The sequence below is a fragment of the Fulvivirga imtechensis AK7 genome (assembly GCF_000331535.1).
Lineage (GTDB): Bacteria > Bacteroidota > Bacteroidia > Cytophagales > Cyclobacteriaceae > Fulvivirga > Fulvivirga imtechensis.
Genome location: NZ_AMZN01000007.1, coordinates 1 through 21,082 on the forward strand (window position 1 = coordinate 1; position 21,082 = coordinate 21,082).

Below are 21,082 nucleotides of genomic sequence, written 5' to 3' on the forward strand. Positions count from 1 at the left end.
TTTATCAAAATTAGTTCGTCTTTTTGTAATTCTTTACACTAGCTATGCACTGGCGATTTCCGGGTTGTGTTGCATACTTTCTCCATTTATTCTTGGAACGTGGCTTTTCCTGCCTTTCATGCTGGTTTGGGGAATGGCTGTAGTAGCAGATTCTCCGCAATTCTCAACCCTGATAGCTCAAACCGCCGACAAGGAATACATCGGCACCGGACTGACTGTTGTTAATTGTATAGGTTTCACCATTACCATTGCCAGCATTCAACTGCTTACATACCTTTCTGTTTTCTTAAATCCTCAGTATCTGTTTATGATTCTCGCATTGGGACCTGCCTTCGGCTTAATTCACCTCCTAAAAACCAAAAAGCAACATTAACAGGTCATTAACTACCTGTATTGAATCATATTATTACTTTTATGTCATGAGATATTTAGTAGCTTTTCTTATTTCCGCCTTAGCCATTTTTACCGCATGCACTGAGGCTACACAGAAAATCACTAGTGAAAACCTCCAGGGTCTTTGGATGGGCGGATCCTATGAACTGGACAGTGGTGAGTATCATCCACTCGCTCTACTCTGGAAATTTGAGGGTGATACCCTGCACCTCCGGGAAAAGGACAATAAGTGGAGTAAGCAGTCTTTCAGAATCACTCCCGACAGCTTATTTTTAAAGGATCAGGCATTTCCTGAACAATTTTTCTCGATAACAAATGATCATTTGCAGTGGAATCCCATCTATCCGAGGCATTTTCATCGGCTGGGAAAAACTAAAAATGTGACCTTAAATGAGGTCAATGCGCTGTTAACGAAAAGCAACTGGCTCAGCAACACCGAAGAACTGTATTTTAGCACTGACAGCTTTTTTCTGGAGCTTCCGAAGGGAGGGACATCTTACTATAAATACTGCTATAAAACCTATGCTGTCGATGATTATATTTTTTTGTATAAATATGGCAACCATAGCTCTTGCAGAGACAATTTTCAGTTTATAGAGCAAGTGATCAGCATTACCTCCAAGGAGCTTAGGGTCCTTAGATGGGAAGAAGGAGACTTTAGAGAGGTGGTATACAATTCTCTTCCCAGACAGGCTTTTAATCGGCCGTCAGATTTCCAGCTTTGCAACAAATATCTTTACATCAACTACCCGCCACATCGTTATTATTACAAAGGCACTGTTTACAACGGTGGACTCTACCATATCAATAAGATAGTAAGTGCCAGCTACCGGGCACCAGAAAACTCTGCTGAATCCGGGCTCATCAGAATGAGGTTTATTGTGAATTGTGAAGGCAAGGCAGGGAAATTTGAAATGCTGGAACTTGATAATGACTATAAGAAAAAAGAATTTGATCCGGCTATTTCAAGTCAGATATTCGAGATCACTGAAAGACTTCAGGATTGGAAGCCCGGCCGTGATGAGCATGGCCAGCCCATCGATACTTACAGACTACTCACCTTTCGAATAAACAATGGAAAAATTATTGACATATTCCCTTAGTATTTTCCTGTTCATAACGGCTGGTTGCCACCAGAAACAAGGCATACGCTTCGACCACTTGTCAGACGAAGAAAAATCAGCTAAACTACAAGAACTGGATAGCATAAAAAATTATTACTACCAGGGCAGCCGGATTAAACAAGCGCTTTTTGACACTTTGATGGTCCTTGATCCATTAAATGCTGATTATCTACAAGAAAAGTCGGTCACCCATAGCAAAATAGGTGATTATCACGTTGCTATTCCCTTACTGGAGAAAGCTGAGGAGCTGAACCCTTCCGAAACTTTGTATTACTACTCCTGGTTAATGACCAATCTTTACAAAGATTATGAAAAGGCGCTGATAAAGCTGCAGAAATACGATGACCTCACTCCCGAAGAGGTAGACTACGCCTGGGGAGAGAATGTAAACTTCCTGAAAGGAAAAATGCACCAGCAACTAAAACAATATGATCAGGCGCTACAGGAATACGACTATTATATCAGCAGTGAAGGTGAAGAAAATGTTGATATTTATGTATTTGTTTATCGCGGCATCACCCATATGGAAAATGGCAGATATAAGGATGCCCTGGCTGACTTTGAAAAAATGCTAACCTTGTATGACAAATCTTCGATGGCCTACTATTATAAAGGAATCACTCACCTTCAACTGGCTGACACTGCTTCTGCACTGGAGGCCCTGCTTCATGCAAAGACACTGCTGGAAAAAGGCTATAAGAAAACAGATCCGTACAAAGAGGTGTATAACGAAGTACATCTGATGCAGGTAGAGGATAAACTCGCTGAATTGGATTGAACCAGAAGCTTACTCATGAAGATAGCACAAAGGTTTATACTTTGCCTCCTCCATTTAGCAAACACCATCAATCTCAATTGAAATTGAACCGATACTTCAATCTTACCACCACTTCTCTGCTGGCTGCAGGTAACGGGGAGTGACCACTGTTATAGGGTTGAATATAGGCATAGTCATTGTCGGTCAGGTTGAAAACACCAACCCCTGCCGTCAAGCTCTTAATAAGCAGATTTTTATACTGAAAATAGAAGTTGACAAATAGTGCAGGATCGAAAGTTTCCAATACAGGATTATCCAGGTCATCAGCTCTCACAAAACCGGCTCGTTCGTCCAGGTAAGTAAACGAGGGAGTGAAAGTGATTTTTTTGGTCAGGGCAAACGAGCCATACAGGTTGAATTTACTCTGCGGCAGCCCCAGTAGCTTATTATCATTGCCCGGCACATCGTAAGATACCACTTTATTGTCCCCTCCGGCCGTATAATAGGAATAATTCATAGCCAACGAGCCCCAGCTATCTTTGTACTGATATTCAAGCTCTACACCACGAGTGCCTGTTTCATTATAGTTGGCGTAACCTTCAGCGCCAGTATCACTGTCATAGAAGTATACAATGGGATCTTCAATTTTTATATTAAAGAAGTTAGCCGTAAGCACCATCTTATCAGAAAATTGATATCCTGCTTCTATTTCAAAAACTGTTGTTAGCTCAGGTTTGATATCTTCATTAGCATCTATATTTTGAATACTGGGAGCTCGGAAAGCTTGACTAATCAGCAACTTTCCATGAAAATTATTGACAACTTTAGTTATCCCAAGGCGGGGCACAAATGAATCACCAAATTGTTCGTGATTGTTATACCTTGCGCCTAAGGTTATATTAGCAAAGTCAAGCTTAAACAAACCTTGACCATAGGCACTGAAATTGTGAAATTTCACCTCAGTAGATTCATTAAAATCATACTCATATCCTGAAACAGAAGTACCTTGATCTATATAGTACTGGAAACCGACAATTGTATTTACTCTAGTGGAAATGTTGGTGTTAAAAGCGATATCACCTAAGATTTGCTCAACAGTTTTGTCTGCAAATACTCCTTCAAACTCACCATCATTGATGGTATCCAGTCTAGATGCTATAGCATCATTAGCCAGCCACGGCCTCTGACGCTTGTATTGAAATTTCGGTGTCAACTTTACCCGGTTCGACATCTGATAATCGTATTTTAGTTCAGTGTACAAACCTTTAAAATGCATATCCACCGGCTCCGGCATTGCGGCATCGAAAAGATCTCGCTGCTCCACCTTATAGTCTTCATAGATCAACCGGACATCCAAACCTTTATATTTAAGGCCGGTGTTTATATGTACGTTACCCATGGCAGAATTATCTTTCATGTCATAGCTATCTCCATAAAAGTCGGTATATGTCCTGTCACTTCTATTACCTTGGGCTACTGTAAGTTTGGCATCAAAGGAAAGATCTCCGCTACTTCTCCCGATCATAACATTACCCTCCATGCGGCCGAGAGTTTCAGCCATCTGCCCATAGGCCACAGAGGCGCTTCCTCCATTAAGCATTTTGCCTTTTTTGGTAATAATATTGATCACTCCAAGTTCGGCATAGCCCCCATAAATAGCCGACCCCGGCCCCCTGATGATCTCTATCCGGTCTATTTGTTCCAATGGAAAATGATGCCCCAATTGGGTAGTGGCAAAACTCCTTTCGTTCATCTCCTGTCCATCAAGCTGAATTAATATTTTTCCCTCGTGCCCCCAGTTACCACGCAGTCCTACTCCGACTACACCCTGCACATCAACTCCAAATTCAAATCCCGGTATCAGCCGCAACACATCGATCAGATCCCTCGCTCCCGATCGGGCTATCTCATCTGCAGTGATCAGATTAACAATACCTGGAGACTCACGCGGAGACAATGCTTCCGTAGAAGCCACAGTAATGGTCATATTCATGAGCTCTTCCAGTGATAGAGAGAAGTAATCAATAGTATCAGCGGCATCAGTTTGAGCTGATGCTACATTGAAGGAAAACAACCATAGCAGCACGACTATGAGTTTACCAGGGTCGGGATAAATGAGTTTCTTCTTCATAATATTTATAATTAAAACCGTGACAGACTTTTTTTAATATACAAAAAGTCTGGCAGAAAAAGAAGAACATTTATTGGAAAAGTTATACGGCTATAAGATTATATACAACATCAAAAAGCATAAAAAAGATAAAGTTCTACGTTCTGATAACGGATTACAAAGAGTTTTAAAATTGTAAAATTCTTCAAAGTTTCGTTTCTGGTTGCAGCATGCAAAAATTAAAAACAAGGTTAAGCGCCATGTCCCAATAGTCGATACAGACTCTGGTAGCCCATTCCGATTTCATATGAGGAAAGGCATCTATGCACAAGCAACTGCTTTAAAGATGTATAGATCTCTCTTGGGGCACCAATGACAAGTTTTCATTACATGCCGATAGTCAGAGAATTATTCAATTCCCCACTACCGTTATCCCGCCTGTCTCTAGCCAGGACTCAGGGGAAGATCCGTGATCTCCTCGCTACTGGCTGTGTCCGGGCTTCAACTTCTGCCATGGATCAAGGGTATCCTGAATATTTTCTCCGTTACTCTATAAAATTCCAGGATGACGTGGTGGTTTGTGATTCTGTTGCTCCTCTGCTTCCTCTGTGGTTAATGATGTGTAATGTCATTATCCACAAAATCAACTGAAAGTTGTTGGATAGATCGGGATGACTGTGCTTCTTAAGAAGCGCTTTTCCTAACCTAACAGCATTGATATATAAATGAAAATATTAGTTTTACTTGGATCATAAATCCCAACATTGATGAACATCAAAACTTTCATAATAGACGCCTTTACAGACAAAGCATTCAGGGGAAATCCTGCGGGAGTATGCCTGCTGGATAACACCCTTCCGGAAGCCATCATGCAGGACATTGCCGGTGAGCTCAATTTATCTGAGACTGCCTTCCTGATGCCTTACCCAAAAGACGAAACCCGCTATTCCATCCGGTATTTCACGCCAACAGTTGAAATTCCCTTCTGTGGACATGCTACACTTGCATCTGCTAAGCTTGTATTGGAGGTATTACATAAAAATGAGGTCCACTTTACAACAGCCCATGATCTGCAACTTTTTGCTTCAATAGTCGATGACAATATCTTGATGAAGTTCCCACTGTATGATACAACCGGATATGAGCCCGGTGAAGAATTTTATCGTGCGTTAGGTATTAATAATACCTCTCAGGCATATTTTGCAAAAGAACTCGACATGCTGCTGGTAGAAGTAGCCGGCAAACATACCCTTTTAAACCTCAAACCAGACTTCAACGAGCTGATCAAAGCTTCAGATCAAATAAAAGAGGTGGTAGTGACCACTAAGTCTGATGACGAAAATTATGATTTCTATTCTCGTTGCTTCTGTCCCTGGATCGGCATCAATGAAGACCCTGTGACGGGTGCCGCACATTCGGTACTTGCCAGATATTGGGGTGATAGGTTAGGCAAAACAGAAATGAAAGCATACCAGGCATCTAAAAGGGGTGGCTACATGCACCTGAAAATTACTTCTAATGATACTCTGGAAGTTTTGAGCCAGGCGCATGTAGTGCTCGAGGGGCTAATAAGAATATAATGTTAATAATTATTAGTAAACAGTTTACAGTTTACAGTTTACAGTTCACGGTTCACAGTTTACAGTTTACAGTTTATAGTTTATAGTTTATAGTTTACAGTTTACGGTTCACTGTTTATAGTTCACTGTTTGTGTTCGTAGTTTGTAGTTTCGCAGTTCATATTCCCAATTCATATTCCCAGTTCACAGTTGGCAGTTACCAACCAATGACCAGTGACCAGCCTTACTTCTTCACAAACCTCTCCATCCTGTTCTGGATGTTCAGATAGTATTCACCCGGATTAAGATCATAAACCAATATCTCTCTCCCTTCTCCTTTTTTCACCAGCTTACCATAGGAGTCCGTGATAGAATAGGATGTGGTGTCGGAAAGGGTTATTTTGGTTGTAGCTATGGCAGGATAAAAAGTAATTGGGTGATAAGAGGAAGTATATGAGACCTCTACTGAGTACGTCACTATACCATCAGGAGCTTCATATCTTATTCTGTATCTGTTTTCCCCGGTCTGATGCAGAGCACCAATGGCATACTGGTTAGTTTCCTGATTACCCCGGGCACGGACAGATTTAAAACTTTCCCATTTATCCTTATCTGCCAGAAATTTCTCTACTTCAAATTGTCCACCCGACAGTTCTCCGGCTGTGGTCCAGCTTATTGAGCTATTATCGGATTGGCTGGTGATGAACTTGAAGTTTGATCGTGGTTGTATCACTTGTGGGTTGACAACCCGTGGTTGGCACCCATCAGAGAAAACGATCCGGATTACCACCAGATCCTCCATTTTCAGGTAAGATAGGTCTATTTTAAATGCGGAAATCTGTGGTGCCTCAAAAAGCTTACGGTCATTGACATATACGGCATCCGTACAAAAAGAATTTCGGGAATGATTAAAAGGGTTCTGAACAAATACGGGCTTTCCCATATAAGTACCGGAGAGTACTATCTCACCGCCATAGGCAACAGTTGCAATCAGCAGCCAAATACTAATGAAGCCAAGCTTTTTCATTAATAATCAGGCACTAGTTAGCAAATATTCCAGAGTTTAGCAAGTGATTTATGCCATTGAATTCCGGCTTATTCAAACCTCAGTGACTCAATCGGGTCGAGACGGGCTGCTTTATTAGCGGGATAGTACCCTGAGATAAGGCCAACTGCCACGCACACCACCAGGCCCACGATGATCCACACCCAGGGCATTACAAAACCATCTATACCCAATATACTGGCAAACAGGTTGCCAATTCCGATCCCAAGTATGACACCGGCCAGACCACCCAAAAGACAAACTACTATTGCTTCTATGATAAATTGCTGGCGGATCCTCAACGGTGTCGCTCCTAATGCCTTCCTTACCCCCACTTCACGGGTTCTTTCTGTTACAGACACCATCATAATATTCATTAAGGCCACGCATGCACCGAGAAGTGTAATAAAACCAATACCGAAACCTGCAATTCGCAACACGCCGCTAATCTCTTTCATGGTATCCGCCAGAGATTCACTTTTGGCAATTTCAAATGAATTGGGCTCCCCAAGCCGGTCTTGCCTGATCTTTCGCATTAAGCCGGTAGCTTCTCCCATTGCCACTTCCATTTCCTCCGCATTGGTGATACCCACAGTTAGGCCATACCTCAGCACTCTGTTGGAAGAAAATCTGCTGGCATTGATGATGGGTACGATCACGGAATTATCAGGCCCACCGCCTCCACCCATCTGGCCTTTTTTGTCAAGTACGCCTATCACCCTGTATTTAGCTCCAAGAAAAGAAATTTCAGTATTGATAGGGTCCTTTCCATTTTTATATAAAGCCTTTTCCACATCCTGACCAATAATCGTTACGTTGGTGCCATATTGAATTTCAACCGCGGAGAAGTTCCTTCCTTTTTTTATATTGAGCCCTTCCAAAGCGATGTATTCTTCATTAGCCCCGGTAACCATCACATTAGGATTGGTTTTTTCAGACTGGTACTTCACCTCTGCAATTTGAGTTACCCGCGTTGAAAGGGCAACCGATGACGGATACCTGTAAAGTTCGGTAAACCTGACAGCTTCCTTGAGCTTCAGTGGCGGCACCACCTTTTCGGTAACCCCTCCTCTCCTTCCGCCACGATTACGTTTGGAATAGATATCGAAGGTGTTTACCCCTAATTCGGCAAGGCTATCTTTCACAGAATATTGAATGCCATCAACGGCCGTCAGTATACCCACCAGACTGGTGATACCGATTGCTACGATCAGCGCAGTCAAAATTGTTCTGAGCAAATTAGCATTTATTGACCTAAGGCCTTCCTTTATATTTTCTATCAGGTTCATGGAAATCCTACTTTTATGAAACTAATCTAATCAATCCCATCGTTAATACGTTTATAAATTGTCTGATTAGTTGATAAAGTATTTTATCGGTAAATTAGAAAGTTGAAATTTAGCAATGCCCACGGGCAAACGTATAAAATATTGTGACATGAGGAGATTTCTCTTTACGTTTTTAGCTGTTATAGTATGTTCAGGTGCCTACGCCAGCTATATTATCATTCCGATGGACGGAAAGCAGTCGAACCACCTGAAAGCTTATGGTATTGCTTATTGGATCCTTCAAAATGAAGTGGAAGTTGATTGGCTGCTTAACTATCGTGGAGGGAGTTTCATGTTCAAATATTATCAAAAGTTTGAAAATGAATTGATTATAAGAGGCGTGAGTTATTCTGTTATTTCTGATGCTCAGTCTAACCAGATACTGGAAGAAATTGCAAGCCCCTCTTCCAATACCGATGTAATGAGGCTGGAGAAGTTCCCGAAAATTGCCGTGTACACTCCCAAAAGCAAGCTCCCCTGGGATGATGCGGTAACGCTGGTGCTTACTTATGCCGAGATTCCCTATGATGTGATCTTTGATGATGAAGTTTTGAGAGGAGACCTACCCAAGTACGACTGGCTTCATCTTCACCATGAAGACTTTACTGGGCAGTATGGAAAATTTTATCGCTCTTTTAAAAATATGCCCTGGTATATCGAGCAACAACGAGAGTTTGAAGAATCAGCCCGTAAACATGGGTTTAATAAGGTGTCGCTACTAAAACTGGCCGTAGCGAAGCGAATAAAAGAATTTGTAAGTGGGGGCGGCTTTCTATTTGCCATGTGCTCTGCCACCGACTCGTATGATATTGCGCTGGCTGCTGAAGGCATAGATATAGTGGAGCGCATGTTTGATGGTGACCCGGCCGATCCGGCAGCTCAGCAAAAACTGAACTTTGAAAACACATTCGCCTTTTATAATTTCAAGATATCAAGAGACCCCTACGAGTATGAGTTTTCCAATATCGATAATCAGTTGTCGGAAAGAGGTCTGAGGGAGGAAAATGATTTCTTCAACCTCTTTGAATTTTCAGCAAAATGGGATCCCATACCCACCATGCTCACGCAGAACCACACCCGGGTGATCAAGGGCTTTTATGGACAAACTACCGGCTATAAAAAACATTTGGTCAAGCCCGATGTGGTGATCATGGGCGAAAATAAATCCATCAAAGAAGTGAAGTATGTTCACGGTATTTTCGGTAAGGGTTTCTGGACATTCTACGGTGGTCACGACCCTGAAGACTACCAGCACCTGGTCAATGAAGAACCTACTGACCTGAATCTTCACCCCAAATCACCAGGTTACAGGCTGATCCTCAATAACATACTGTTTCCGGCAGCCAAAAAGAAGAAGCAGAAGACGTGATGCAGATGTGAGATATGAGATTTGAGATTCGGTATCTGTATTTGACGCCCCGGCACCTGACGCTTTGCTCTTAGCACTTGGCGCTTTGCTCATTACGCCAAGCGCTTCGCCCTAATGCATTCTGTCGGGCCTTACCTCAAGGGTTTTGATGATCTCCGCTTCAGCAGCAAGGATCTCTTTCCATCGTTGATTCACATAGGCCTCTGGTTTATATGATTTCGCCAATTTTAGGAAATTTTTATAATGCCCTGCTTCGGATACCATCAATTCATAGTAAAATTGCTGCAGGCTTTTATCACTGATATTCTTCCAGAGTAGCCTGAAGCGCTCGCAGCTTCGAGCTTCTATAAGCGCATTGATCAACAGCTTTTCCACCAATTGATCTTCTCTGCTTCCTCCCTTTTTCTCTATATGAGCCAATTGCGCCACATATTCATCCCTTCTTTGTTTGCCCAAACTGAAACCTCGCTTTTTCATCTCCTCAAGCACACGCTCAAAATGACTCCATTCTTCGGCTACTACAGGGGTCAGCATGTCTACCAGCTCCTGTCGTTCGGGGTATTTAACGATAAGCGATATACAAGAACTGGCGGCTTTTTGCTCACAGTAAGCGTGATCAATTAGGATATCCTCTATGTTTTTTTCTGCAATGTTGACCCATCTCGGGTCGGTTGGTAGCTCTAATCCAAGTACATGTTTTTCCATTCTAATATCTAATCGTAAAAAGCCCAATTAATGCCAAAATCAAGAACATTGTCCTGAGCAGGGTAATCAGGTGTAAGGAAATACCCATTTTCTCTGAATAACTTCATGAAGTTATTATACTTGATAAAGAACCTGCCCCTGTTGATTTTGGCATTAACGAATATATCCAGTACAGGAAAAAAAGGAACCTCAAAGCCCTCTCCGACATAAAACTGCATAATGGCCGGATCATAAGCCTGTGCTTCATAAGCTGTTTTTACATGAACATCTATCCCGGTTTGTAGTTCGAGATTTCCTTTAAAGAAAATATTCGCGTAGGATATCTGGCCATTGCCAAAAAGCTCGGGAACACTAATGGCATCGGCTGACCCTCCCGAAACATTGGCATAAATGACCTTGGTCTTGAAATTAAAATGCCTGAGGAAATCAACACTCAGGTCAAACTGCCCTTTAAGTAAATTGATATCACCCGATGCTTGTACGGGTAACACTGACTGCTCACCCTCGTCAACATTAAATTTCCTGAAGTAAACATAGTTGGTCAGCAAATTATATTCTCCCGAGGGCATCAATGCTATTGGTCCCAGCTTCAACAGAAAACCCGCTTTTAAGCCTGATGAAATGGGGGATTTAAAGTCGTTGATCCAAAAATCATGGCTTCCCCTGTACGCTCTCTGAATGTAGGCGGGCAGGTATTTAGCGCTGACTGCCTCCGCGAAAAACCAACTGTTCCTTATCTCAGCCCCAAATCTATACTCCCCGCCAAGCTTATATTCGCCATATGCGCTGATATAACTGATGGAATCATTGCCAAATCGCAAATTAAACCCACCATAATTCTCGAGATACTTCGTTTCAAAATTAAGTGTATCCGGCAGGTACTTATACCTGAAGTCTACATCGCGCGCTTTATAATAGAAGTTGTAAAAAGTCTTTCCAATATCCCCTTTTACCCCGATCTCATGCATACGATAAATCAGCTTTGAACGGTCTTTTACAATAGCCGAATCCACCTCTATGAAATCAAAAAAAGTCTGTGTGGTATCCAACTGATCCAGGAAATCATTTTGCTGCTTGTACCTGTCATAAGAATGGTAAAGCTGAATAAAATCATTCAGTTTATACTGATGGTATATATGATAGTTGGTGCGTAGCTCATCTGTCTCCGCGTTGGTAAGGGTTATCTGACGGTTTTGATCGAAAAAGACATCGTTACTGTTCTCGGTGCCATCAGTCAGTATACCTCCATATTCATCTACCTTATGTCTGTTTCTGATAAAGCTCCCTAATATAGTATAGCGGCCATTCCTGGTGCTATAGCTACCAAAGCCTCTGTAGTAGATCCCTTCCGCATGGCGATCGCCCCGGCCTCTCCGTTGGATCTGTTTATCAATGAATAACCCTCTGAAATCAAATCCAAAGTTGGAGCGTTCATCGATATTCCTTGTATACGCAGCCTCAGTGATGGACCTTCCACGTCCTCCCCATATAATGCCGAACTTAGAATATGGAGATCGTGTGTCAAAATACCTGACCTCTTCCGGCCCCTGATAGAAAATATCATAAATGTTAAAACCTGAAGTAGCCCCGATCTGATGAGGTATCTGAGGATAAATCGGATTCATTGCTGTTCCTATATTTCCCAGGTTCTGATACAAATTCTCTGTTTGTGCCACAAATTGATATTTGTGAAGGTCAACTACAGAAGTGTCAATATTCCAGTAATGGGGATTATTATATTTAATATTTCTTTCAAATGTAAACCGGGTGGTACTTGGGCCATATACCTGCTTCGTAGAATCATCCAAAATACCTGATCCAACACGATCCTTTCGTCCTTCCTCAGGTATTTCTATTTGAGAAAATGCCTGATTGGCCAGAGACAGAAATACTAAAATAATAGCTGCTAATCTAAATTCCACGCTCAAAATTAACTAAAAACTCCTAATCTGAATAAGACCTGATTGAATTCAGGACCATTTCATCAAATCTCTTGCCACCATTTACAAAAACAGTCTCAATAGGCAAATAAAATACCGGAAGCCCGGAAAATTCACCTTTTTTCAATAAAGGATGTAGCTTTACCATATCCTTTTCTGTTGTCAACACACACGCGACATCTTTCGCCTTTGCTTCAAATTCCTTCTTGATCAAACGCACGTCTTTTTCTGTATAGTCATGGTGATCTTTAAAGTAATGTTCACCAATTAATCTATAATTCGCCTCTATGTGTTCCTTAAGAGACCTGGGGTTAGCGATACCGGTTACCAAGAATACATTTTGACAGAAATCTCTTGTCCCCGAAATTCTCTGTGGAGGCAGATAAGCAATGGAGCTAAATGCGATATGGGCGGTCGGATTATATTTTTTTATCTGCAGGTCATACCTGTGTACATCCGGGTTTTCAGGACACTTGGTAACCACAATGATATCAGCCCTTTTTGCCCCCTTTCTACTTTCTCTTAATCGGCCAGTTGGCAAAATGTGGTCTTCAAAAAATGGCTTTGTATAATCAGTAAGAAGGATATTAAGACTTGGTTTTACAGGACGATGCTGGTAGGCATCATCAAGTATGATCACCTCCGTATCAGGCAATTCCGCCAAAATAAAAGGAATGGCCACCGCACGCTGCTCCCCTACTGTAACATACACATGATCAAACTTTTTATAAAACAGATATGGTTCATCTCCTATAGTCTTGGGAGTATCCTCCTCAGTAGCAATCCTGAATCCACGAGATTGCCTGCCATAGCCTCTGCTCAACGTTACGAGCTTCCTGTTTCTCAGTAGTCGTATAATATACTCTACCATGGGGCTTTTTCCCGTACCCCCGACTGACAAGTTACCCACAGATATAACATTGGTCTGAAACTCAAAAGATCTTTTGTAACCTGTATCGTACAAATAATTCCTTAAACGCGTGATCAGGTCATATAAAAAGGTGAATGGAAAAAGTAAGACGCCTAAAAAATTCATGAATGACCTGTCAGGTATTGCACATTTACATAACTTTGAATCACCACAAAATTGGCCATTTATGACTAAAATAAAAGACATAATCCAATATTTAGAAAATATTGCTCCTCCGGCATATCAAGAGGGTTACGACAACTCCTGCCTGATTACTGGCGACAGCAGTATGGCGGTTACGAATGTGCTTATTACACTCGATGTAACCGAAGAAGTCGTGCAGGAAGCCCTGGATAAAAACTGCAACCTGATAATAGCGCACCATCCCATTATCTTTAAGGGATTGAAGTCGCTTACCGGGCGTAATTATGTGGAGAGAACAGTGATAAAAGCTTTGAAGAATGATGTAGCCATTTATGCCATTCATACGAATCTTGATAATGTATTCAATGGTGTAAATAAAAAGATATGCGATAAGATTGGCCTGGAAAACACTTCTGTTTTAGTACCCAGGCCCGCTATGTTATCAAAACTGGTAACATTTATCCCCAAACAAAACACGCGGGAAGTATTAGATGCTGTGCATTCTGCGGGTGCAGGCAACATCGGAAATTACAGCCATTGTAGCTTTCGCGTGGAAGGCACAGGTACCTTTAAGCCCAATGATGTGGCCAGTCCTCACATTGGAAAAGCCAACGAGCAGGAAGAGGTAACTGAAGACAGAGTAGAGTTGATACTTCCCACTCATCTGGAGAGGAAGGTAATTGCCGCCCTGCACCACGCCCATCCTTATGAAGAGGTAGCTTATTTTCTCTCTCCCCTGAGCAACTACAGCCAAGAGGTTGGAGCCGGCATGATGGGAGAATTAAAGGAAGAAATGGAACCTTTTGCCTTTTTAAAACATTTAAAAAGTAGTATGTCGCTGACTTGTGTAAGACATACACGCACTTTGAAAAAAGGAATAAAAAAGGTAGCCGTTTGCGGAGGCTCAGGTAGTTTTTTACTGCCGGCAGCCATTGCTCAAAAAGCTGATGTATATATTACTGCTGACTTTAAGTATCATGAGTTTTTTGATGCTGAAGACAGGATCATAATAGCGGATATCGGACATTATGAAAGTGAAGTCTTTACAAAAGAATTAATTCATGAGATATTAAGTAAAAAATTTACTACCTTTGCACACAATTTATCAGAAACTGTAACAAATCCAATTAGTTACTTATAGATTACATGGAAAACACTAGTGTTGCACAAAAACTCGAAGCTCTTGTAAAATTACAATCTATTGATTCAAAGCTTGATGAAATAAAAAAATTAAGAGGGGATTTGCCTGATGAAGTTCAGGATCTCGAAGACGAGATTGAGGGGTACAAAACCAGACTTGGAAGATTCAGCACCGAATTAGAAGAACTGGAACAATCTATAAAAGATAGCCGCGTAGGCATCAAAGAAGCAGAAAAGCTGATCCAAAAATACAACGAACAGCAAAACAACGTTCGAAATAACCGTGAGTATGACGCCATCACCAAAGAGGTGGAACTTCAGGAGTTAGAGATCCAGATCCTTGAGAAAAAAATAAAGGAAGCTCACGAAGCCATCGAAAGAAAAAAAGAAGAAATTCAAAGTATCGAGTCCCTGATAAGTGACAGAGGCGCAGATCTCGACAATAAGCAGCAAGAATTAAAAGAGATTCTTGAAGATAGCGAAGAGGAAGAATCTAAGTTAAGAAGCGACAGGGAAAAGGCAACGAAGAAAATTGAGCCCAAATTATTAAAATACTACGAGAAGCTACGGGTTAATCTTTCAAATGGGCTGGCTGTAGTTTCGGTAAAAAGAGGCGCAGCAGAGGGATGTAACATCGTGATCCCTCCTCAAAAGATTGCCGAGATACGAGAGAAGAAAAAGATTGTTATTGATGAGCACTCAGGTAGAATTCTGGCCGATGTGGACATGGAATCTATGACGGATGATAAACCCAAAAGAGCAACCAGAAGAAAGAAAAAGGCATAAGCTTGGTTTTATCAGGATACATTCATTTTATAAAAAGGGTAAGCCTTCCAGCTTACCTTTTTTTTTGTACCATAGGCTACTCCTACGCCAGTGATGTTGACTGGCAATTTAACGAACAGGAAAAAAAGGCATATCAACACATCATATCCCTCAGACTCGAGCAGGGCGAATTGCTATTAAAAAAAACAAGACCCGCATCTCTTTATTTATACAACCTGAGTGAAACTCTGAAGATCATAGTTACAGATGACCCTACAATGTTTGATAATTATGAGGTGGGTGTAAAGCATAGAACGGATATTATAGATGGTCTCAAGTCCGGTAGCCCCTACAAAAATTTTTACCTGGCAGAAATGTATCTGCAAAAAGCGTTTGTTAATCTAAAATTTGGTAATGACTGGACAGCCGCCTGGGATTTTCGCCAGGCCTACAAGCTGATCAGAAAAAACAGTGACCGCCAACACGCCAGCTTCATTCCCAACTACAAATCTATGGGCCTGCTGCACGTCATGATAGGATCAGTACCGGAGAGATACCAGTGGATAATGAGCCTATTGGGAATGCATGGCACCGTACAACAGGGTATTGCAGAGATACAACGAGTTGCTGATTCCGATGGTATGTTTAGCCAGGAAGCAAAAGTTGTACACTACCTCCTTCAGGCTTATTTGCTGAACGAATCTGATACAGCGGTATCAAACTTCAATGAGCTTTTTCAATTAAACGACAAAAACCTGCTATTCGGGTATCTCTACATGTCGCTACTGATCAAAAATTCGCAAAGTGAAACGGCTCTTGATGTTTTTAATGACCTCATGGAACTGGATGATAACTACCTGGAATTCAATTTTCTTAATTACCTGGCGGGTGAAATATACCTTCAAAAAGGTGATTATCCATTAGCTGAGACATACTTTCATGATTTTATAAAGAATAGCAAAGGGGAAAATTTTATTAAAGACGCATATTATAAGCTGTTTCTCACTTATTGGATAAGTAATGAAGAAGACAAAGCGATAAGGGCTCATAAGAAGGCTCAATCTGCCGGGAAAACAATCTCAGAAGCGGATAAGCACGCGTCTAAAAGTCTGAGCCAAACCGAGTATCCGAATAAAATGATCATGAAGCTACGCCTGCTGACGGATGGCGGGTTTTACCAACAGGCGGAAGAACTTCTTGAACAGCCTTTTGTATTAAATTCAAAAAAAGAAAGGGTGGAATTTGTTTACCGAAAGGCAAGATTGTTGCACAAATCGGGAAAGATCAAAGAAGCAATAGGCCTGTATCAGGAGACTATCGATGCCTCCGGAAGGGAAAACTGGTACTTTGCTCCTAACGCCTGCCTGCAGCTAGGCTACATCTATCGGGCACAAAACGACACCCCCTGGGCGAAAAACTATTTCAACCAGGTGCTGAGCTACAAAAACCATGAGTACAAAACAAGTCTCGACAACAAAGCCAAAGCAGCGCTTGAACAGTTGTAACAGTTTCCAGTTTCCAGTTTCCAGTTTCCAGTTTCCAGTTTCCAGTTTTCAGTTTTCAGTTTCCAGTTTTGCAGTGAACTGAGAACGAAGAACTGTGAACTGTGAACTGTGAAATTAGAGCTGCGAACAGTATCCATTCAGGTGCCTTATATCATTGAAGGTGTGTAGCGAAAACATGTTGCCGGTATACACCAGCTTGTACATACACAGGTTGGAATGGGCAAACAAGTCCATGCACTGCAGTGGATAGTTAAGCATCTGACAAAGAAAAACCCTCATTGCCCTGCCATGCATACAGATCAAAATGGTCTCCTCATTATCGTGAGATAAAATATGCTCCAACGCCTCCTTTTGCCGTTCAAAAACATCCTCAGGGCTCTCCCCGCCTTCAATTCGCAACGCAGTATTACCCGCCTGCCATTCGGCTATTACCTGATGATAGTAAGCATCTTCTTCAGGTGTGATCTCCATACCTTCGCGTGTGCCCCAGTTGATCTCATTAAGTCCACTCAGCGCTTCATGAGGAATACCTTTCTGTATAAAACGCTCCACCGATTGAATACTTCTTTGCAGGGTAGAGGTGTATATCTTATCGAAGCTAACATGTTGAAAAGTCTTGTAAAATTGCTCCGCCTGCATGCGTCCCGTCTCATTTAAAGGTGCATCAATGCCACTGCCCTGCACTATTTTTTTAAGGTTATAGTCTGTCTGCCCGTGGCGTACCAAATATATTTTTTTGCTTTTCAATTTTGTCTGTATTTTTGGCATGCAAAATTAACTTTTTTTATCAATTAGCATGATCAATCCTCTGATAACCCTCGAACAACTCAATAAAATGAATAACAATACCATGATGAAGCACCTGGATATTGAGTTTACCGAGGTAGGCCAGGATTTTATCAAAGCTAAAATGCCTGTTGACCACAGGCACCATCAGCCATATGGCCTTTTACACGGAGGCGCTAGTGTAGCGCTGGCAGAAACGTTAGGTAGTGTTGCAGCGCACTGCTCTGTTGACAGTTCAAAATACTTTTGTGTAGGTCTCGAAATCAATGCTAATCACATCAAAGGGGTTCGGGATGGCTATGTTTACGGCATTACCACTCCTATCCATGTAGGGAAATCAACCCAGGTATGGGAAATAAAGATCACCAATGAACACCAGGAACTGGTGTGCGTTAGCAGGATAACAATGGCTATTTTAGAAAAACGAAAATAACAAACATTTGATATTAACTAAAAATATTAAGATCCGGTCTGCGGAGCAAGTGATCAGTAATGCCATCAGCTACTGCCAGAGAGAAGGCGCTTCTATCGCTGTCTGGAGACGCCCAGAAGAAAGAAATATTCATTTTATTGTTGATTTTTCTGCGGAAATGCGACCTATGGCTCATCCCCTGGAAAGTAAGATACCTGGCTTCGTATTTTCACCTTTTGATACCGATAACCATGGCTACCTGATCAGGGGAGATCTGCATTTTGACCTGGAGGGTAACCTCTCCGATGATCTACCGAACTATAGTCTGACCGGCAAGAAAGATGATTTTTTAAATTACATTAATTCAAACCGGCAGAATACCTACCCGGCAGGCGTGATAAAAGTATCAACTGATGATACTGCAGAGGCTGCGTTTAAAAACCTGGTGAAGCGCTCTGTAGATGCAATACAAAAGGGGCAGCTTCAAAAGGTTGTCCCTTCACGAAAACAGGAGATCACTTTCGAACAGCCGCTGAATGTAGGGATTAATTTTATCAGGTTGGCTGAAGCCTACCCTACTGCGTTTGTCTCTTTGGTTTTTATTCCGCAAACAGGCCTGTGGCTGGGAGCCACTCCGGAATTATTAATTAGCGTAAGGGATAATATTTTTAAGACAGTAGCATTGGCCGGCACTCAAAAATATAAAGAGGGGACTCCTTTGAACAATGTAGCCTGGACCCAGAAAGAAATAGAAGAGCAGGCGCTGGTGAGCAGATATATTATCAACTGCTTTAAAAAGATCAGACTCAGAGAATTTGATGAAGCAGGTCCAAAAACGGTCGTTGCCGGGAACTTACTCCATCTTAAAACAGAATTCAAAGTGGATATGGTGGCAACCAATTTTCCCGACCTGGGGGACACAATGTTAAAACTGCTTCATCCGACCTCTGCGATATGTGGAATGCCCCTGGAGCCGGCAAAAAAGTTTTTGAAGGAACATGAAGCCTATGACAGAGGGTATTTTAGCGGATACCTGGGGCCGACCAACATTAACAATGCCACAGAGCTGTATGTTAACCTCAGGTGCATGCACATCGAAGACTCAAAAGCCACCTTGTTTTCCGGAGCAGGTGTAACTGAAGATTCACACCCGGACAAAGAATGGCAGGAGACGGAGATAAAAATGAATACTTTACTAAATATCATTCAGTAGTTTGGATCTACAATCGATATACAACATAGCAGAAATATGCAGTCAGCTAGGGGTAACGGATGCGATCCTTTCACCGGGATCACGGTGTGCGCCAATTACACTTGCCTTTACGCGTCATCCGCAGATCAACTGCCGGACCGTCAGTGATGAAAGATCTGCTGCTTTCATAGGATTGGGTGCCGCTCAGCAACAAAATCGCCCTGTTGTATTAGTCTGCACATCAGGATCCGCTGCATACAACTATGCCCCCGCGGTGGCTGAAGCCTATTTCCAGCAGATACCGCTCGTAGTAATTACTGCTGACCGCCCCCCCGAGCTAATCGATCAGTTGGATGGCCAGACAATCAGACAAACCGGTATCTTCGGGCGGCATGTGAAGATGGATTATAATTTTCCAGTAGATCTTGATAGTAACAGGTCTAAATGGCATGCCCACCGCATCACCTCGGAAGCAGTCAACTGTGCCAAAGAATTTCCTCAAGGGCCTGTACATATTAACATCCCGTTACGAGAGCCTTTCTACCCGGAAGGCGATGATGAAATAGGATATGATAAAGACATACAAGTAATATATGAGACTACTGGAACGCGACAACTTACTGAGTCGCAATGGGAGGAATTAGTTAATACCTGGAAAGGGTTCAACCGAATATTGATTGTGGGTGGACAGGATAGGTTTAACAGCTCACTCAACGCTCCTCTGGAAAAGATCATAGCCACTCAAAAAATACCAGTGGCCGGTGACATTATTTCTAATCTCCACGCTGTTGATGGGGTTGTACGTCATGCTGACCTTTTTCTGGGTCAGGATAAAAACGGACTGCAGGCAAGCTTGCAACCGGATCTGCTGGTGACCTTTGGCAAATCGATCATCTCAAAAAACCTAAAGCTGCTGCTACGAAAGCACCAGCCACAAGCACACTGGCATATTCAGCAGGCAGGGTATGTGGCAGACACCTATCAGTCTCTCACAAAGGTAATTAAAACCGATGCTATCACTTTCTTTGGCAAAATTTCCGATATCGAATTTGAAGCCAGCTTCAATAACCAAAAGCAGGAAAACTATTACCATATCTGGCAGATAGAGGAAAGGAAATCCAAGCGGATTTTTGACAACTTTTTTCCCCAGGACCCATTAGGTGAGTTTGAGTTTATACGCGAAATGATCAACCACCTCCCTGACAATTGCAACCTGCACCTTGCCAATAGTATGGCGGTGCGTTATGCTAACTTCGTGGGGCTTGACAATCCCACCATAGAAGTTTTTGCCAACAGGGGCACAAGTGGTATAGACGGAAGCAGCAGCACAGCAGTTGGTCATTGTCTGACCAATGATAAAATGAATGTTTTGATTACCGGAGACCTTGCCTTTTTCTACGACAGAAATGCTTTTTGGCATAATTACAACATCAAAAACCTGAGGGTCATCCTTCTAAATAATCATGCCGGGGGTATTTTTCGGATCATTAACGGCCCTGATAAACTTGCGGAGTTAGAAGAATATTTTGAAACCCATCAAAAGCTTAATGCCCGGCTTACGGCAGAAGAGTTTGGCTTTGAATACTTCAACTGTGATAAAAGGAGCAAGTTGGACAATTACAGAAAGAATTTTTTTGAACCTGGCAGCAAACCGAAAATCATCGAGCTGGAAAGCTCATCAATAAAAAATACAGCGCTGCTCAAAAACTTTAAGAGCAGCTATAAGAGTATTAAGTAGTGTCTATAAGAAACTCTAAGTGGCTTTAAGAAAACGTTCCCGCTAAAGAGCGGGATGAAGTCCCAAAAGCGGAGTCCCAGCACAGTTGTCGGGATGAGCATTTTTGGGGCAAGCATAACGCAGACATTGGCGTTTTCTTACAGACACTAGATAGTAAATT

17 protein-coding genes and 1 pseudogene are annotated in these 21,082 nt (G+C 42.1%); 11 read left to right on the forward strand and 7 right to left on the reverse strand.

Annotation, left to right across the window (positions count from 1 at the left end; all coding sequences use genetic code 11):
* The 3 genes and pseudogenes from C900_RS03040 to C900_RS03050 all read left to right on the forward strand — a co-directional run.
* Window positions 1-373: pseudogene (locus C900_RS03040) on the forward strand (hypothetical protein); the annotation flags it as partial.
* Between the two features lie 46 nt (window positions 374-419).
* Window positions 420-1,496 (forward strand): hypothetical protein, encoded by a 1,077-nt coding sequence (locus C900_RS28050; protein ID WP_051052761.1) that lies wholly within the window; start codon window positions 420-422, stop codon window positions 1,494-1,496.
* The gene (locus C900_RS03050; protein WP_009578110.1) at window positions 1,468-2,295 is read left to right on the forward strand and encodes a tetratricopeptide repeat protein; all 828 of its coding nucleotides are present in this window, start codon (window positions 1,468-1,470) and stop codon (window positions 2,293-2,295) included. Before C900_RS28050 ends, C900_RS03050 begins: the two co-directional genes overlap by 29 nt.
* 73 nt (window positions 2,296-2,368) lie before the next feature.
* Here C900_RS03050 and C900_RS30800 read toward each other — a convergent pair whose 3' ends face one another.
* Window positions 2,369-4,405, reverse strand: a complete 2,037-nt coding sequence (locus tag C900_RS30800) for a TonB-dependent receptor plug domain-containing protein (protein ID WP_009578111.1) — start codon at window positions 4,403-4,405, stop codon at window positions 2,369-2,371.
* Between the two features lie 746 nt (window positions 4,406-5,151).
* Here C900_RS30800 and C900_RS03060 point away from each other — a divergent pair.
* A complete protein-coding gene (locus C900_RS03060; RefSeq protein WP_009578113.1) occupies window positions 5,152-5,964 on the forward strand; it encodes a PhzF family phenazine biosynthesis protein in 813 nt (270 codons plus the stop codon).
* A gap of 223 nt (window positions 5,965-6,187) precedes the next feature.
* Here the strand turns inward: C900_RS03060 and C900_RS03065 are convergent, their stop codons facing one another.
* On the reverse strand, window positions 6,188-6,970 hold the full coding sequence (locus tag C900_RS03065) for a hypothetical protein (protein WP_009578114.1): 783 nt from the start codon (window positions 6,968-6,970) through the stop codon (window positions 6,188-6,190).
* 68 nt (window positions 6,971-7,038) lie between these two features.
* Window positions 7,039-8,277, reverse strand: a complete 1,239-nt coding sequence (locus C900_RS03070) for an ABC transporter permease (protein WP_009578115.1) — start codon at window positions 8,275-8,277, stop codon at window positions 7,039-7,041.
* A 148-nt stretch (window positions 8,278-8,425) separates the two neighbouring features.
* On the opposite strand from C900_RS03070, the gene C900_RS03075 reads away from it, so the two are divergent.
* Window positions 8,426-9,685, forward strand: coding sequence for a hypothetical protein (locus C900_RS03075; protein ID WP_009578116.1), 1,260 nt, complete (start codon window positions 8,426-8,428; stop codon window positions 9,683-9,685).
* A gap of 111 nt (window positions 9,686-9,796) precedes the next feature.
* Here the strand turns inward: C900_RS03075 and C900_RS03080 are convergent, their stop codons facing one another.
* Genes C900_RS03080 through lpxK form a run of 3 tightly spaced genes read right to left on the reverse strand, consistent with a single transcriptional unit; the run spans window position 9,797 to window position 13,366 of the window.
* Complete coding sequence (locus C900_RS03080) at window positions 9,797-10,390, reverse strand: MiaE family protein (RefSeq protein WP_009578117.1); 594 nt, start codon at window positions 10,388-10,390, stop codon at window positions 9,797-9,799.
* An 8-nt stretch (window positions 10,391-10,398) separates the two neighbouring features.
* Window positions 10,399-12,312, reverse strand: coding sequence for a putative porin (locus C900_RS03085; protein ID WP_009578118.1), 1,914 nt, complete (start codon window positions 12,310-12,312; stop codon window positions 10,399-10,401).
* A gap of 22 nt (window positions 12,313-12,334) precedes the next feature.
* Window positions 12,335-13,366, reverse strand: coding sequence for a tetraacyldisaccharide 4'-kinase (gene lpxK / locus C900_RS03090; RefSeq protein ID WP_040495420.1), 1,032 nt, complete (start codon window positions 13,364-13,366; stop codon window positions 12,335-12,337).
* A gap of 61 nt (window positions 13,367-13,427) precedes the next feature.
* Between lpxK and C900_RS03095 the strand changes: the two genes are divergently transcribed.
* The 3 genes from C900_RS03095 to C900_RS03105 are packed head-to-tail and all read left to right on the forward strand — an operon-like array spanning window position 13,428 to window position 16,794.
* Window positions 13,428-14,525 carry a Nif3-like dinuclear metal center hexameric protein gene (locus C900_RS03095; protein WP_009578120.1) on the forward strand — a complete coding sequence of 366 codons (1,098 nt, stop codon included), beginning with the start codon at window positions 13,428-13,430 and terminating at the stop codon, window positions 14,523-14,525.
* 5 nt (window positions 14,526-14,530) lie between these two features.
* Window positions 14,531-15,310 carry a zinc ribbon domain-containing protein gene (locus C900_RS03100; protein ID WP_009578121.1) on the forward strand — a complete coding sequence of 260 codons (780 nt, stop codon included), beginning with the start codon at window positions 14,531-14,533 and terminating at the stop codon, window positions 15,308-15,310.
* 2 nt (window positions 15,311-15,312) lie between these two features.
* Window positions 15,313-16,794 carry a tetratricopeptide repeat protein gene (locus C900_RS03105; protein WP_040495421.1) on the forward strand — a complete coding sequence of 494 codons (1,482 nt, stop codon included), beginning with the start codon at window positions 15,313-15,315 and terminating at the stop codon, window positions 16,792-16,794.
* A 114-nt stretch (window positions 16,795-16,908) separates the two neighbouring features.
* On the opposite strand, the gene C900_RS03110 is transcribed toward C900_RS03105, so the two are convergent.
* Window positions 16,909-17,541, reverse strand: coding sequence for a histidine phosphatase family protein (locus tag C900_RS03110; protein WP_157493870.1), 633 nt, complete (start codon window positions 17,539-17,541; stop codon window positions 16,909-16,911).
* Between the two features lie 49 nt (window positions 17,542-17,590).
* On the opposite strand from C900_RS03110, the gene C900_RS03115 reads away from it, so the two are divergent.
* Genes C900_RS03115 through menD form a run of 3 tightly spaced genes read left to right on the forward strand, consistent with a single transcriptional unit; the run spans window position 17,591 to window position 20,922 of the window.
* A complete protein-coding gene (locus tag C900_RS03115) occupies window positions 17,591-18,013 on the forward strand; it encodes a hotdog fold thioesterase (RefSeq protein ID WP_009578124.1) in 423 nt (140 codons plus the stop codon).
* A 7-nt stretch (window positions 18,014-18,020) separates the two neighbouring features.
* Window positions 18,021-19,205 (forward strand): isochorismate synthase, encoded by a 1,185-nt coding sequence (locus C900_RS03120; protein ID WP_009578126.1) that lies wholly within the window; start codon window positions 18,021-18,023, stop codon window positions 19,203-19,205.
* A gap of 1 nt (window position 19,206) precedes the next feature.
* Window positions 19,207-20,922 carry a 2-succinyl-5-enolpyruvyl-6-hydroxy-3-cyclohexene-1-carboxylic-acid synthase gene (gene menD / locus C900_RS03125; RefSeq protein WP_040495422.1) on the forward strand — a complete coding sequence of 572 codons (1,716 nt, stop codon included), beginning with the start codon at window positions 19,207-19,209 and terminating at the stop codon, window positions 20,920-20,922.
* The last annotated feature ends 160 nt before the right edge of the window (window positions 20,923-21,082 follow it).